This is a genomic window from Hydrogenophaga sp. L76, assembly GCF_057654755.1.
In genome coordinates this window covers 477,528-491,218 of the sequence record NZ_CM172807.1, presented here as the reverse complement: position 1 = coordinate 491,218, position 13,691 = coordinate 477,528, and the positions used below count along the sequence as shown (strand labels likewise).

General features: G+C 62.9%; 11 protein-coding genes and 1 pseudogene. 2 read left to right on the top strand and 10 right to left on the bottom strand.

All coding sequences use genetic code 11. The features are described from left to right. Positions 1-92 precede the first annotated feature (92 nt). The 5 genes from odhB to AC23D4_RS02255 form a co-directional block, all read right to left on the bottom strand. A complete protein-coding gene (gene odhB / locus AC23D4_RS02275; protein WP_472887326.1) occupies positions 93-1,352 on the bottom strand; it encodes a 2-oxoglutarate dehydrogenase complex dihydrolipoyllysine-residue succinyltransferase in 1,260 nt (419 codons plus the stop codon). Between the two features lie 84 nt (positions 1,353-1,436). Beyond that, positions 1,437-4,328, bottom strand: coding sequence for a 2-oxoglutarate dehydrogenase E1 component (locus tag AC23D4_RS02270; protein WP_472887327.1), 2,892 nt, complete (start codon positions 4,326-4,328; stop codon positions 1,437-1,439). 248 nt (positions 4,329-4,576) lie between these two features. Beyond that, positions 4,577-4,951 (bottom strand): ArsR/SmtB family transcription factor, encoded by a 375-nt coding sequence (locus AC23D4_RS02265; RefSeq protein WP_305360507.1) that lies wholly within the window; start codon positions 4,949-4,951, stop codon positions 4,577-4,579. A 173-nt stretch (positions 4,952-5,124) separates the two neighbouring features. Next, complete coding sequence (locus AC23D4_RS02260; RefSeq protein WP_487623685.1) at positions 5,125-7,026, bottom strand: propionate--CoA ligase; 1,902 nt, start codon at positions 7,024-7,026, stop codon at positions 5,125-5,127. A gap of 215 nt (positions 7,027-7,241) precedes the next feature. Then, positions 7,242-7,847: an isochorismatase family protein gene (locus AC23D4_RS02255; protein WP_472887329.1), complete on the bottom strand. Its 606-nt coding sequence runs from the start codon at positions 7,845-7,847 to the stop codon at positions 7,242-7,244. 191 nt (positions 7,848-8,038) lie between these two features. Here AC23D4_RS02255 and AC23D4_RS02250 point away from each other — a divergent pair, with 191 nt between their 5' ends. After that, positions 8,039-8,602 (top strand): C40 family peptidase, encoded by a 564-nt coding sequence (locus tag AC23D4_RS02250; RefSeq protein ID WP_472887330.1) that lies wholly within the window; start codon positions 8,039-8,041, stop codon positions 8,600-8,602. A 66-nt stretch (positions 8,603-8,668) separates the two neighbouring features. Here the strand turns inward: AC23D4_RS02250 and AC23D4_RS02245 are convergent, their stop codons facing one another. The 5 genes and pseudogenes from AC23D4_RS02245 to AC23D4_RS02225 form a co-directional block, all read right to left on the bottom strand. Beyond that, on the bottom strand, positions 8,669-9,202 hold the full coding sequence (locus AC23D4_RS02245; RefSeq protein WP_472887331.1) for a rhodanese-like domain-containing protein: 534 nt from the start codon (positions 9,200-9,202) through the stop codon (positions 8,669-8,671). 89 nt (positions 9,203-9,291) lie between these two features. Continuing rightward, positions 9,292-9,615 carry a c-type cytochrome gene (locus AC23D4_RS02240; RefSeq protein WP_472887332.1) on the bottom strand — a complete coding sequence of 108 codons (324 nt, stop codon included), beginning with the start codon at positions 9,613-9,615 and terminating at the stop codon, positions 9,292-9,294. Positions 9,616-9,710: 95 nt separating this feature from the next. Next, positions 9,711-9,962: pseudogene (locus AC23D4_RS02235) on the bottom strand (c-type cytochrome); the annotation flags it as partial. A 420-nt stretch (positions 9,963-10,382) separates the two neighbouring features. After that, a complete protein-coding gene (locus AC23D4_RS02230; protein WP_472887333.1) occupies positions 10,383-11,027 on the bottom strand; it encodes a class I SAM-dependent methyltransferase in 645 nt (214 codons plus the stop codon). Positions 11,028-11,177: 150 nt separating this feature from the next. Further along, a complete protein-coding gene (locus AC23D4_RS02225; RefSeq protein ID WP_472887334.1) occupies positions 11,178-12,461 on the bottom strand; it encodes an OmpP1/FadL family transporter in 1,284 nt (427 codons plus the stop codon). 337 nt (positions 12,462-12,798) lie between these two features. Here AC23D4_RS02225 and AC23D4_RS02220 point away from each other — a divergent pair, with 337 nt between their 5' ends. Beyond that, positions 12,799-13,581, top strand: coding sequence for a Crp/Fnr family transcriptional regulator (locus AC23D4_RS02220; protein ID WP_472887335.1), 783 nt, complete (start codon positions 12,799-12,801; stop codon positions 13,579-13,581). Positions 13,582-13,691 lie beyond the last annotated feature (110 nt).

The following is a 13,691-nucleotide window of genomic DNA, read 5'->3' as shown; positions in this document are numbered from 1 at the left end:
CGGAACCGGCTTCGCCGGGCCGCAGGGATTGCCCCCTTGAGGGGGGATTCGGCTACACGAAGTGAGCAAGAAAGGGAGTGAATCCGATCTCTTCAGATGTCGAACAAGAGGCGAGCCGGATCTTCCAGCGCTTCCTTCATCGCCACCAGACCCAGCACGGCTTCGCGGCCGTCGATGATGCGGTGGTCGTAGGACATGGCGAAGTAGTTCATCGGGCGCACCACCACCTGGCCGTTTTCGACCATGGCGCGTTCCTTGGTGGCGTGCACGCCCAGGATGGCCGACTGCGGCGGGTTGATGATGGGGGTGGACATCATCGAGCCGAAGGTGCCGCCGTTGGAGATGGAGAAGGTGCCACCGGTCATGTCGTCCATGCCCAGCTTGCCGTCCTTGGCCTTCTGGCCGAATTCGGCGATCTTCTTCTCGATCTCGGCAAAGCTCATCTGGTCGGCGTTGCGCAGGATGGGCACCACCAGGCCGCGCGGCGAACCAACGGCGATACCGATGTCGAAGTAGCCGTGGTAGACGATATCGCTGCCGTCCACCGAGGCGTTGAGCACCGGGAACTTCTTCAGCGCGTGCACGGCGGCCTTGACGAAGAAGCTCATGAAGCCGAGCTTCACGCCATGTTCCTTTTCGAAACGCTCCTGCATGCGCTTGCGCATGTCCATGACCGGGGCCATGTTGATTTCGTTGAACGTGGTCAGGATGGCGTTGGTCGACTGCGACTGCAGCAGGCGCTCGGCCACGCGGGCACGCAGGCGCGTCATGGGCACGCGCTCTTCGGGGCGGTCGCCCAGATCGGGGGCCACGGTCGCCACCTGCGGCAGCACCTTGGTCGGCGCGCCCGTCGGGATCGCCACGGGCGCGGACACGGCGGCCTTGGGCGCCGCAGCGGCGGCGAGCACGTCACCCTTGGTCACGCGGCCGTCTTTGCCGGTACCGGGCACTGAGCCCGGTGCCATGCCGCCGTCGGCCATCAGCTTGGCAGCGGCGGGCATGGCCACGCCGGCCTTGCTCGTGGAGGCTGCGGCGGCAGCAACGGCCACAGGTGCCGGTGCTACTGCGGCAGGTGCAGCTGCGGCGACAGGCGCAGTGGCACCGGCCACGGCGGCGGTGTCGATGCGGGCGATCAGCTGTTCTGCAGCCACGGTGGCGCCATCACCTTGCAGGATTTCCACCAGCACGCCGGAGGACGGCGCCGGGCATTCCAGCACCACCTTGTCGGTCTCGATCTCGATCAGAGTCTCGTCGGCGGTGACGGCGTCACCGACCTTCTTTTTCCATTGCAGCAGGGTGGCCTCGGCCACGGACTCGGAGAGCTGCGGAACTTTGACTTCTACGATTGCCATGTGTCTTCTACCTTGATTTTTTGCGATTCGCGCCAGCCATCTTCGCGCCCCTTGACGGAGGCACCAGGCCGGCGCGGGTCCGGATTATTTGGTGAGGATGAAGCCCTTGAGCTTGCTGAAAGCGGCTTCGATCAGGGTCTTCTGCTGCTCCTGGTGCAGGTGCGCATATCCCACTGCGGGCGAGGCCGAAGCGGCCCGGCCGGCATAACCCAGCTTCTGGCCATCGAGCATGTTCTCGTGGATGTAATGCTGCACAAAGAACCAGGCGCCCTGGTTTTGCGGCTCGTCCTGGCACCACACGATGTCGGTGGCGTTGGGGTACTTCTTGATCTCGGCACCGAACACCTTGTGCGGGAACGGGTAGAGCTGCTCCACACGCAGGATGACCACGTCGTCATCGCCACGTTCCTCGCGCTTCTTGACCAGGTCGTAATACACCTTGCCCGAGCAGCAGATGAGGCGCTTGACCTTGTCCGCGTTCTTGACCACGGCGGCGTTGCTCTCGGGAATCACCGTCTGGAAGCTGCCCTTGGTGAACTCGGACAGCGGCGACGTGGCGTCCTTGTTGCGCAGCAGCGACTTGGGTGTGAAGATCACCAGCGGCTTGCGCAGGTTGCGGATCACCTGGCGGCGCAGGATGTGGAAGATCTGGCTCGCCGTGGTGGGCTGCACGATCTGCATGTTGGTGTCGGCGGCCAGCTGCATGAAACGCTCCAGACGCGCCGAGCTGTGCTCGGGGCCCTGGCCTTCGTAACCGTGCGGCAGCATCAGCGTGATGCCGTTGACACGGCCCCACTTCACTTCGCCAGAAGCGATGAACTGGTCGATCACCACCTGGGCGCCGTTGGCGAAATCGCCGAACTGGGCTTCCCAGATCACGAGCGTGTTCGGGTCGTTGGAGGCATAACCGTATTCAAAGCCCAGCACCGCCTCTTCGGACAGGATGGAGTCGATGACCACAAACGGCGCCTGGTTGTCGCCCACGTTCTGCAGCGGCGTGTAGGTGCCGGTGTCCCACTTCTCACGGTTCTGGTCGTGGATCACGGCGTGGCGGTGCGTGAACGTGCCACGGCCGCAGTCTTCGCCGGACAGACGCACCGGGAAACCACTGGCCACCAGAGAGGCAAACGCCATGTGTTCGCCCATGCCCCAGTCCACCGGGATATCGCCACGGCCCATGGCCGCGCGGTCGGCGTAGACCTTCTTCACCAGCTGGTGCGGGCTCACGCTGTCCGGGATGGTGGTCAGGCGATCGGCCAGGCGCTTCCACTCCGCCATCGGGATCGCGGTATCACCCGCGTCGGTCCATTTCTTGCCGAGGAAGGGCGACCAGTCGACCGCAAACTTGCTCTTGAAGTTGGTCAGCACCGGATCCACCGTGTGGCGGCCAGCATCGAGCGCGGCGCGGTAGGCCTTGGCCATGTCATCGCCCAGCGTCTCGCCCAGACCCTGCGCGGCCAGCTTGTCGGCGTAGAGCTTGCGGGTACCGGGGTGGGCGCTGATCTTCTTGTACATCAGCGGCTGGGTCAGGCTCGGCGTGTCCTGCTCGTTGTGGCCCAGCTTGCGGAAGCAGATGATGTCCACGACCACATCCTTGCGGAAGGTCATGCGGTACTCCAGCGCGAGCTGCATGCACAGCACCACGGCTTCGGGATCGTCACCGTTGACGTGCAGCACCGGGGCTTCGACGCCCTTGACGATGTCGGTGCAGTACAGCGTGGAACGCAGGTCGCGCGGGTCGGAGGTGGTGAAACCGATCTGGTTGTTGATGATCAGGTGCACCGTGCCGCCCGTGGTGTAGCCACGGGTCGCGGCCAGCGCCAGGGTTTCCTGGTTCACACCCTGACCGGCAAACGCGGCGTCGCCGTGCACCAGCACCGGCAGCACCTGCTTGCCCTGGGGGTCACCGCGGCGGTCCATGCGGGCGCGCACCGAACCTTCCACCACCGGGTTCACGATTTCCAGGTGCGAAGGGTTGAAGGCCAGCGAGAGGTGCACCGGACCGCCAGGGGTGGTCACGTCCGAGCTGAAGCCCTGGTGGTATTTCACGTCACCGGCGGGCAGGTCTTCAGGAGCGGTGTGGTCGAACTCGGCGAACAGGTCCTTGGGCATCTTGCCCAGGATGTTGACCAGCACGTTCAGGCGGCCACGGTGGGCCATGCCGATCACGATTTCCTGCACGCCCTGTGCGCCGGCCTGCTGGATCAGCTCGTCCATGGCGGCGATGAAGCTCTCGCCACCTTCGAGCGAGAAGCGCTTCTGGCCCACGTACTTGGTGTGCAGGAAACGCTCCAGGCCTTCGGCCGCGGTCAGGCGGTCGAGAATGTCCTTTTTCTTCTCGGCATTGAACGCAGGTTTGCTGCGGATGGCTTCCAGCTTTTCCTGCCACCAGCGCTTTTGGATCTGGTCGCTGATGTACATGTACTCGGCACCCACGCTGGCGCAATAGGTTTCGCGCAGCGCGTTGAGCAGATCACGTAGCGACATGACTTCTTTGCCGAAGAAGGTGTTGCTGGTGTTGAAGACAGTTTCGAAATCGGCGTCGGAGAAACCGTAGAACGCGGGATCGAGTTCGGGAATGCTGTCACGCTCGGTGCGCTTGAGCGGGTCCAGATCGGCCCAGCGGGAACCGACGTTGCGGTAGGCGGCGATCAGCTGCTGGACGGCGACGCGCTTGCGGCCCAGATCGGAGTCGGCGCCCGCGGCCACAACGACCTTGGTACCGCCTTGTTTGGCGCGCTCGGCAAAAGCATTGATGACCGGCTGGTGTGGGACGTCGCGGGCGTCGGAGCCGTCACCGGCAGGCACGTGCTGAAGGGCGTCGAAGTAACCGCGCCAGTTGTCCGGCACGCTGCCTGGATTTTCCAGGTAGTTTTCATACATCTCTTCCACGTACGGCGCGTTGCCACCGAAGAGATAGGAATTGTTCTGGTAGGCAACATAGACGTTGCCCCCATTCGATGGGGAATTGCTCATAGATTCGCTGACCTCCGCTTCCCTCTGGGAAACATTAGCTGGTTAAAGAAACCTCCCGCGACACGGCTTAACCGATTGGCGGATGCGACAGTGACTGTGGAAGGACCTGACTGCAGCCCGTGATTGTGCCACCTGAGCGCAGGCTCAGGGAAAAAGAATGCAGTGAAGAAGCCCGTGGGGTGGAATCACCCGGGCGATGTTGCAGCCGCGCGATGCGACAGCACCGTGTCAGGCGCAACGATCTGGAATCAGGAAACCACGCGTGGCGAAAGGCGCTCGGAAGCCGGCACAGCGCTGGGTTCGTCCATTTCGATCGCGATTTGCGTGCAGACCGTGCGGCACAGCGTGACCGCCTTTTCGCTCTGCACCCGGTAGATGACCTGGGTGCCTTCCTTGCGCTTGGCCAGCACACCCGCCCGGTACAGCAGGTTCAGATGCTGGGACAGGTTGGGCTGGGTGGTGTTGATTTCCTGCAGCAGCTGGGACACCGATTTTTCCTTGTCGCACAGCGCGCTGAGGATGCGCAGCCGCATGGGCGTGGCCAGCACGCCAAACAGCTCGGCGGCCATTTCGAACACGCGCACCTTCTCGACATTGGCATCGGACTCGATCATTTGTTCCATGGCAGACCACACTTTTGTCAATATAAGCATGGATCATACTTACAAAACCGGACTTTGACCATGCGTTTTTGTCGGGATTAACCCCCTGTTGAACAACCCCAAAAAGAAACCCGGTGCGTCTGGCGACGCCACCGGGTCTCAACGGAATGCTGGCGGCAAGCCAGCGGTGAATCTCAGCCCTGCAGATCCTTGATCTGCTGCAATGCGGCCGGGTCGTCCATGGTGGTTAGATCGCCCGGATCGCGGCCTTCGCAGACCGCCTGGATGGCGCGGCGCAGCAACTTGCCCGAGCGCGTCTTGGGTAAGACGTTGACAAAGCGCACCCTCGCCGGGCGAGCCACGGCACCCAGCTGCTCGTCCACCAGCTTCATCACTTCGCCTTCCAGCTTCTGGCGCGCGGCATCGTCGGTGAGCACGGAGGCGTCCTTCACCACGGCGAACGCCATGGCGACCTGCCCCTTGAGCTGGTCCGCCACGCCCACCACCGCCACCTCGGCAATCTTCGGGTGGCTGGAAATGCTCTCTTCGATTTCGCGCGTGCCCAGCCGGTGGCCAGCGACGTTGATCACGTCGTCTGTACGACCCAGGATGAAGTAGTAGCCGTCCTCGTCACGGATGCCCCAGTCAAAGGTGCTGTAGACCATGCGGCCCGGCACACTGGACCAGTAAGTCTTGACGAAGCGGTCGTTGTCGCCCCAGATGGTCTGCATGCAACCGGGCGGCAGCGGGCCCTCAACGGCCACGACACCCTTCTGGTTGCCGCCCTGCAGCTCTTCGCCGGTCTGGTCGTCCAGCAGCTTGACGTTGTAGCCATAGACCGCCTTGCCCGGCGAGCCGAACTTGCTGTCGGCCTTCTCCACACCGTTGCAGATCGCCAGAATGGGCCAGCCGGTTTCCGTCTGCCAGTAGTTGTCCACGATGGGTTTGCCCAGTTCGTCGGAGATCCACTTCGCGGTGGTTTCGTCCAGCGGCTCGCCGGCAAGAAACAGCGCCTTGAGGCTGGAAAGGTCGTATTTCTTGATGAAGGACGAATCGTATTTTTTGAGCACGCGCACCGCCGTGGGTGCGCTGAACATGACGGTGACCTTGTACTTCTCGACCAGGCTCCACCAGATGCCGGCATCGGGCCGGATCGGCAGGCCTTCGTACATGATGGTCGCCATGCCACCGATCAGAGGGCCGTAGATGATGTAGCTGTGCCCCACGACCCAGCCAATGTCGCTGGTGGAGAAATAGGTCTCGCCAGGCTCGCCCATGTAGATGTGCTTCATGGACGCCGCCAGTGCGACGGTGTAGCCGCCGGTGTCGCGCTGCACGCCCTTAGGCTTGCCGGTGGTGCCACTGGTGTAGAGCGTGTAGCTCGGATGGGTTGCATCCACCCACTCGCAGGGCACCACGGTGTCCATGTGGCGCGCGCGCTCGGCGCTGTAATCCACGTCCCGGCCTTCTACCGTGTTGAACGCCGCCAGCCCGCGATTGACCATCACCACCTTTTGCGGCTTGTGGGCCGAGAGCTTGATGGCTTCGTCCAGCAGCGGCTTGTATTCCACCACCTTGCCGCCGCGCGACCCGGCGTCGGCACTCACGATGGCCACGGGCGACGCGTCTTCGATGCGGCTGGCCAGCGAGTGGCTGGCGAAACCGCCGAACACCACCGAGTGGATGGCACCGATGCGCACGCAGGCCAGCATGGCGAACGCGGCCTCCGGAATCATGGGCATGTAGATCAGGACACGATCGCCCTTCTTCACGCCCTGGTCCTGCAGGATGGCGGCCATGCGCTGCACTTCGGCGTGCAGTTCGCGGAAGCTGTAGATCGTTTCGACGTTGGTCTCGGTCGAAACAAAGATCAGGGCATTCTGGTCGGCACGGTCCGCCAGGTGGCGATCGACCGCGTTGTGGCACAGGTTGGTCAGACCCCCTTCAAACCAGCGGGCGAACGGCGGGTTGTCGTAATTGCAGACGCGGTCAAAGGGCTTGTGCCAGTCCACCAGCTTGGCCTGCTCGGCCCAGAAGACGTCGCGGTCTTCGATCGATCGGCGGTGGAAATCGGCGTAACCCTGAACGTTGCTCATGTGAGTCTCCTGCGTGGTGGTCGGTTGAGATGCGACAACGACCGCGCCGGGGCCCAGGGACTCCCGGCGTGGTCGAGAAAAACTGAATTCATAATTATGGCGTTCAGACTTGCGACAGTCTGACAAGACCATCGCACCACCCAACCCGCTTTCGCGGGAAGCCCGTTTGCTTCGGTGCTGGACAACCGACGCTCCATCGAGCGAATCCGTACCCCCTACTTGATCAGCGCATGAACCTCGCGAAACGCCAGGTGTTCAGCCGTGCGCAGCCACTCGAAGGCCACCATCTCCGTCGTGAGCAGTTCAGCGCCAGCCCCCGCCAGGCGGTCAAAGGCCGCATCGCGGTTGCGCTCGGTGCGCGAGCCGCAGGCGTCGGTCACGACCCAGACATCGATCTCCTGCTCGATCAGTTCCAGCACGGTCTGCAGCAGGCAGACATGGGCCTCACAACCGGCGATCACCACCGTATTGCGCTCGGGCGCCTGGCTCGGGGCGGCCTTTTGCAGGTGTTTGGGCAGGCTGCGGGCGTTGCCTGATGCCGGTCGGGTCGCAGGTCGCAACCAGTCCAGCAAACCGGCGTCGACCGCACTGAAGCTCATCTTGCTCAGGGTCTTTTGGCACAAGCCCCGCAATTCCGCGTCGTTGGCGCCGAGCTTGTCGGGGTTCTGTTCGGTGCCAAAAACAGGTACCCGAAACACGTGGGCCATGCGGGCGAGGCGCAGCGCATTGGCCAGCACCAGCGGCGCCTCGTGGATCGCGGGCAACAAGCGGGTTTGGTAGTCGACCAGCACCAGTTGGGAATCGGCGGCATCAAGCAGCATCGGACAGTCTCTTTGGTAGGTTGGAACACACCGGCCAGGTGGCGGTGAAGCCGGTCGTGCCCAGCATTGTGACAAAGGCGCATGCCTCCCGGCCAAGTCGGATGGCACAATGGCTCAATATTCAAATAAATCAACGCATTGCATGTCTTTCCTCGCTTGACTTCACAAAGCTTCACCCTTAACCTGACACCATGAAGCGTTGGATTCCTGTTCTGTTGCTGGCTGGCATGCCTTTGGCGCATGCCGTTCCCGGCGAAGTCGTCTATGAAGACATGGACGTGCTGCTACAAGAAAAAGGCGTCATCTCACGGCTGAGCGAGCAATTACAGCAGGTACGCGACAACGTGGGGGCTTCGGCCTCCACCCTCGTGATCAACGCCATGGGCTTCCTGGGCGTCCCATACCGCTACGGCGGCAACAGTGCTGAAACCGGGGTCGACTGCAGTGGTCTGGTTCGCACGGTTTTTGAGCAATCGGTGGGCAAGGTGCTGCCACGTCGGGCGGTGGACCAGGCCGCCGCGACAGAGGCGATCGATCGCAGCGAACTCAAGCCCGGAGACCTGGTTTTCTTCAACACCATGAAACGGGCTTTCAGCCACGTGGGCATCTATGTCGGCGAAGGGAAGTTCATCCATGCCCCACGCTCAGGCGCCTCAGTCCGGCTGGAAGACATGCGCGTCGCGTACTGGAGCAACCGGTTCAATGGCGCCCGACGCGTGCCAATGCAGTCATCGATCAATACGGCGGTGCGCTGAACCAGCCGCAGCCTCAGAAAAAAACCGGGCTTGACCCGGTTTTTTTTGGGCTGATGGGCAAGGTCTTCAGAGGTCATCCAGGTACATCTTGTCCTTCAAGAGCTTGTAACTCCAGAACGGGTTGGCATTTTTCCATCCATTGACCACCCGCTGCCCTTTCCGCTCGCCGTCTTTGGCGGTATCGCCCTCGAATCCGGCGATCAAGTTGTAGGCTCTGTTGAAACCGTGTTGCGCGAGCAGTCCGGCGGCGTGGTTGCTGCGAATGCCCGAGCGGCAGATCAGGACCACGGCTTCGTCTTGGCTCAGACCGACCCGGGCCAGACGATTTTCCACATCCTGAACAAAATGGGTGTTGGACAGTTGCACAAACTCGTTGCGGGCAGCTCCACTCACAGACTTCAGGAAACTCCAGGAACGGCACCAGGTGGTCCACCAAGATGGGGCCATGCCCACGTACATGGCTTCAGACCGTGTGCGGATGTCGATGAACAGCACCTTGCCCGGTGCGCCCTGCTTCATCTCGGCCGCTTCGATGGCCGCGAGGTGCAGGCCAGAGGCCGATGGTTTGGCGGCGGGGACCTTGTCCGCGTCGATGGCCATGGCCTGACCTGCGAGCTACAGCGCACCTGCGTTGAAGATGGCAACCGCCCGACCGAAACGACGCCAGGCGGATGCAAAAGGCCCGGGCTTCATTTCAGGGCTCCCAGGTATTCGGCCACGGCCCTGGTTTCCAGCTGGCTCATGCGCGCAGAGATCACGGTCATGATCGCGCTGTCGTTGCTGCGCTCGCGCTGGTGGAAATGGAGCAACTGCGACTCGAGGTAGCTGGGGTGCTGACCGGCCAGGCGTGGCATGCTGGCGCTGCCACGGCCATGGGTGCCGTGGCAGGACAGGCACGCGGGCAACCCCGCATACACATTGCCCCGCTCGTAGACGAATTGCCCCACCGCCATGAGCTGCGGGTCATCGGACGGGGTGCTGGAGGCTTTCTGGCTCGCATAGTGCGCGGCCACGAACGGATCATGCGATCGTCCATCATGGCCACCTTTTCTTTCATCAGGGGACTCTTGCGGTCTCCCGAGGCGAAGTCCTTCAACTGCTTGACCAGGTAGGTTTCGTTCTGTCCCGCCAGGCGCGGGAAATTGGGCGCCGCGCTCTGTCCGGTGGCCCCGTGACAGGAGCCGCAGTGTTCTGCGGCAAAGCGGGCTCCGGCAGCGAGGTCGGCATCCAAAGTCTGTGCATTCGCCGACCAGGCCAGCGATCCCAGCAGCGAGGTTGCAAGCAGTGCACGGAACCTCTGCAACCAGCTGACCCGCTTGCGTGTGCGGCCTGTGGTGACCACCTTGACGTTGTTGCCCATCATGTCTCCTGTCCGTGAAAGTCAGAGGCATTCTGGTCACACGATCCGGGCCGTCGATTGACGCAAGTCAATAATGACTAACTTATATTCACATCGGAAAATGAAGCGCTCCAACGGTCTTGCAGCGCGCTCACCGTATGCCCATCGCCAACCCAGACGCCATAAAAGCGAGGGAACAGTGGCTGTAGCACAACAGCTTCGTCACCGCGCTCCCGGGTATGCATGGCCACTGGACGGCGGACAGCCCAGGCGTGTTGATCGGCATCGCCAGCCACAAGCACCATCCGGACCACCAGTACTTCGTCCGTCGCACCGAAGCGGCCGCGGCGGAGGCACCCAAGGTGGGTCTGCACGCGCATCGCGTTCGCATCAAGAATACGCCGCCGCGGTGGCCGGTCCAACCGCCGCCAGGCGGCCGCGCTACGAGGGGTTACCGGTGGCCTGATGGCCCGGCCAGGTTCCGCTGGCGATGTAGATGCCGCCCATCCAGGTGGATCGGACGTCCAGCCCCGGCACGTGAGCCGCCAAGCCGCTCCAGGGCTGAACAAGGCCATCCAGGGTACTGACGGAACGCAGTGCCGCACCCCAGACAAAGAGATTGACCGGCCAGGCCCAAGGGCCGGCCCACTGCAACCCGGTTGCCACCACACGCGCACCCGGCTTGAGGTGCTGCAGCACATTGGCAATCGCCTCAGGGCGACGCAACACGTCGTGCGTGAAGTGAAACAGCGCGGCATCGGCATGCCCCGTCCAGCGCGCTGATTCGACCGGCGCATTGATCAGCGATACCTCGCAGGGCTCGACAGCCGCGAGACGTTCACGCGCCTTGACCCACATCTCCGGGCATTGTTCGATCCCCACGATCCGGCCGTGCGGACCCACGGCATCGGCGAGCAGAGGAAAACTCAGACCGGTGCCACAGCCGACATCCAGCACGGACGCACCAGGACGCAGTTGCAGACTCGCCACCGCCTCCCGGCGCAGTGGCTCGAACATCGCGAGTTCGTTGTCATACACGCCGGCCCGCAAGCGGTACTGCTCCAAGGCAAACCTGCGATCGGGCATGCGTGTTTTCCTGCGACTGAGTGATGGACTTTTCATGATCTTGCTGAACCGTGGCGATCTCCACGGTTCAGCATAGTGCGCAGACCCTCGCACCGCAAGCAGCAATGGTCTGCGTTTGTTACCGAGTGTCCCAGCGCGCAGAAGCCTTGATCAGAAGCTGTAGTTGTAATTGATGCGCAGCGTCTTCTGGCTGTGCGACACCGTACCCGCCATGCCCGGGCCGAACATGTTCGGGTTGGTGCGGGTCACCTTGGGCGCAATGGCCAGTGAGCCGGCCACCGAGTGGCCGCCGCCGATGTTCCAGCCCAAACCAAGGGTGTAGTGGGACTCGATCGTGGCCGGGAACAGCGGGTTGAGCGTGCTGTCGGGAACGGGGTTGCTGGCGTGGTTGTAGCCAGCGCGCAGGGCCAGGCCCGGCGCCAGCATGTACTGGCCGCCGATCATGATGACGGTCTGGTCTTTCCAGTTCTGCGGCATCGCGCCCACCATCCAACCCCCGCCCATGTTCATGCCCAGGCGGAAATCCTTCATGCTGTTCGACCAGGCCAGGTGCTTGATGTCGGCCGCCAGCATGAAAGTGGGCGTGGCCTGCCAGGCCACGCCCACGCCATAGGTTTCCGGCCACTGGAAGTCCACCACCTTGAATTGCGTGGGGATCTGCATACCCCCCGGCAGCATGGTGAAGGTGCCGCTGCCTTGCAGGTCGCCAATGTCGGTCTTGCTGTGGTAGGTGGCTCCAAAGGCCAGGTCATTGGAGACCTTGTAGTGGGCGCCCAGCTTGAAGGCCCAGCCATTGCCGGAAGCTTCGCCGGTGAAGTCGTTCTTGTCGCTGAAGCTGGCGTGGCCCGAGCCGTCGGGCATGAGCATCTGCACGTCCATGCTGGCCCACACATAGTCGATCTGGCCGGCCACGGTGAAGCTGTCGTTGACGTTGTAGACCAGTGGGAACATCAGCCGGCCGAAGCCCACTTCGGAGCGCATGGGCAGGCCGGTGCCACCGGACAGGAAGGAATTGCTGCCGTACTCGGTACCCATACCACCCTGGGCCAGCATGCCGGCGCCGTAGGTGAACTTGCCGGACTTGCGGATCAGGGAGAGCGAAGGCATGTAATAGGCATCTCCGCCCGACTTCGCGTTCAGGGTGCCGGCCTGCGGGTGGTTCATGCGGGTGTTCACGTCCGGCATCAACACCGTCAGGCCCAGGCCCAGGTTGCTGCCTTCCTGGCGCAGACCCAGCGTGGCCGGGTTGTTCATCAGGGCGGAGTTGCCGTTTTCATGGGCAAACGAGGCGCCACCCATGCCTCCGGCCTTGGCGCCGTAGGCTTCCAGATTCATGCCGTTGGTGGCGGCGGCGGGCAGGGCCACCAGCGCAATCGCGGCCGCAGCGATGGCGGTGCGGGTGGGGCGGTGTACGAAGCGGCGAGCGTGTGGCATGCGTGTGGACTCCTGGAGCCAAAGGATTGATGGAACCCGAAGACTACTGGCACGGGTATTTTCTGGGGAGGCGGGAAGCTTCGGGTTGACGGCCGTCTGTAAAACATATACGGATACAGGTATCAGCATTTTTCAGTCATCTCCAAAGACCATTCCGGGCTGCACCTTGTGCCGTTGGGAATCCCCCCTTGAAGTGCACCCGTATCCGCCAGCCAGACGACAAACAATCCGGACCCACAACGGTCCGGGTTTCTGTCTTGGTGAGCGCTGAAGCCGCCGGCTTCTGGGCAGGCATGTCCAGCACGCTGCTCCCTGCGGCCTTGCGCCACAATCGCGCATGACTTCAGATGCCGCCGCCACAACACCCATTGAACGTGCACCCGTCGCCGCGCTGGCCTGCACCCAGTGCCCCTTGCGAAATCTGCCCCTGTTCCAGGCGCACGAAGACGCCGAACTGGAGCTGGTGCAGTCGCTCAAGCGCAAGGACATGCACCTGCCGGTGGGCAGCACACTGATCCAGGAAGGTCAGGTCGACGCGCCGCTCTACACGCTGCAAAAGGGCTGGGCGTTTCGCTTCAAGACGCTGAGCGACGGGCGCCGTCAGATCCTGAACTTCCTGCTCGCGGGCGATTTCATCGGTGTGCAGCAGAAGATGGGCGATGCCGCGGCCCACGGCGTCGAGACGCTGACCGATGCGGTGTTCTGCGTGTTCCAGCGCGACTCGCTGTGGGAGATCCACCGCCGCTCGCCCACCATGGGCTTCAATGTGACCTGGCTCACCGCGCACGAAGAATCGCTGGTGGACGACACGCTGCTCTCCGTGGGGCGGCGCAGCGCCGAAGAGCGCATTGCCATGCTGCTGATCCTGCTGTTCAAGCGCGCCGCTGCGCTGCAGGCCGATGGCGGCACGAGCGGTGTGCCGTTTCCGTTGACGCAACAACATGTCGCCGATGCGCTCGGACTCTCGCTGGTACACACCAACAAGACGCTGCGCAAACTGGAACGCCGGGGTTTGCACACCATTGGTGAAGGTCGGTTGTATATGCGGGACGTAAAGGCGCTCGCGCGCCTGGCCGACCTGTACGGAGATGGCCGCCCCCCCGTGCGCCCTCTGGTGTGACCGTTCCACGGACCTGCAATACACCCAGTGGTCGCTGACAACCGGTAACACCTGGGTATGCATTCATGTCTTTCTACATAACGAAAGGCTGACAGGCCACCTACATTGCG

Bases quoted from the DNA above. Each gene is read 5' to 3' on its own strand.
- odhB (WP_472887326.1), bottom strand. From the start codon at position 1,352: ATGGCAATCGTAGAAGTCAAAGTTCCGCAGCTCTCCGAGTCCGTGGCC.
- AC23D4_RS02270 (WP_472887327.1), bottom strand. From the start codon at position 4,328: ATGAGCAATTCCCCATCGAATGGGGGCAACGTCTATGTTGCCTACCAG.
- AC23D4_RS02265 (WP_305360507.1), bottom strand. From the start codon at position 4,951: ATGGAACAAATGATCGAGTCCGATGCCAATGTCGAGAAGGTGCGCGTG.
- AC23D4_RS02260 (WP_487623685.1), bottom strand. From the start codon at position 7,026: ATGAGCAACGTTCAGGGTTACGCCGATTTCCACCGCCGATCGATCGAA.
- AC23D4_RS02255 (WP_472887329.1), bottom strand. From the start codon at position 7,847: ATGCTGCTTGATGCCGCCGATTCCCAACTGGTGCTGGTCGACTACCAA.
- AC23D4_RS02250 (WP_472887330.1), top strand. From the start codon at position 8,039: ATGAAGCGTTGGATTCCTGTTCTGTTGCTGGCTGGCATGCCTTTGGCG.
- AC23D4_RS02245 (WP_472887331.1), bottom strand. From the start codon at position 9,202: ATGGCCATCGACGCGGACAAGGTCCCCGCCGCCAAACCATCGGCCTCT.
- AC23D4_RS02230 (WP_472887333.1), bottom strand. From the start codon at position 11,027: ATGCCCGATCGCAGGTTTGCCTTGGAGCAGTACCGCTTGCGGGCCGGC.
- AC23D4_RS02225 (WP_472887334.1), bottom strand. From the start codon at position 12,461: ATGCCACACGCTCGCCGCTTCGTACACCGCCCCACCCGCACCGCCATC.
- AC23D4_RS02220 (WP_472887335.1), top strand. From the start codon at position 12,799: ATGACTTCAGATGCCGCCGCCACAACACCCATTGAACGTGCACCCGTC.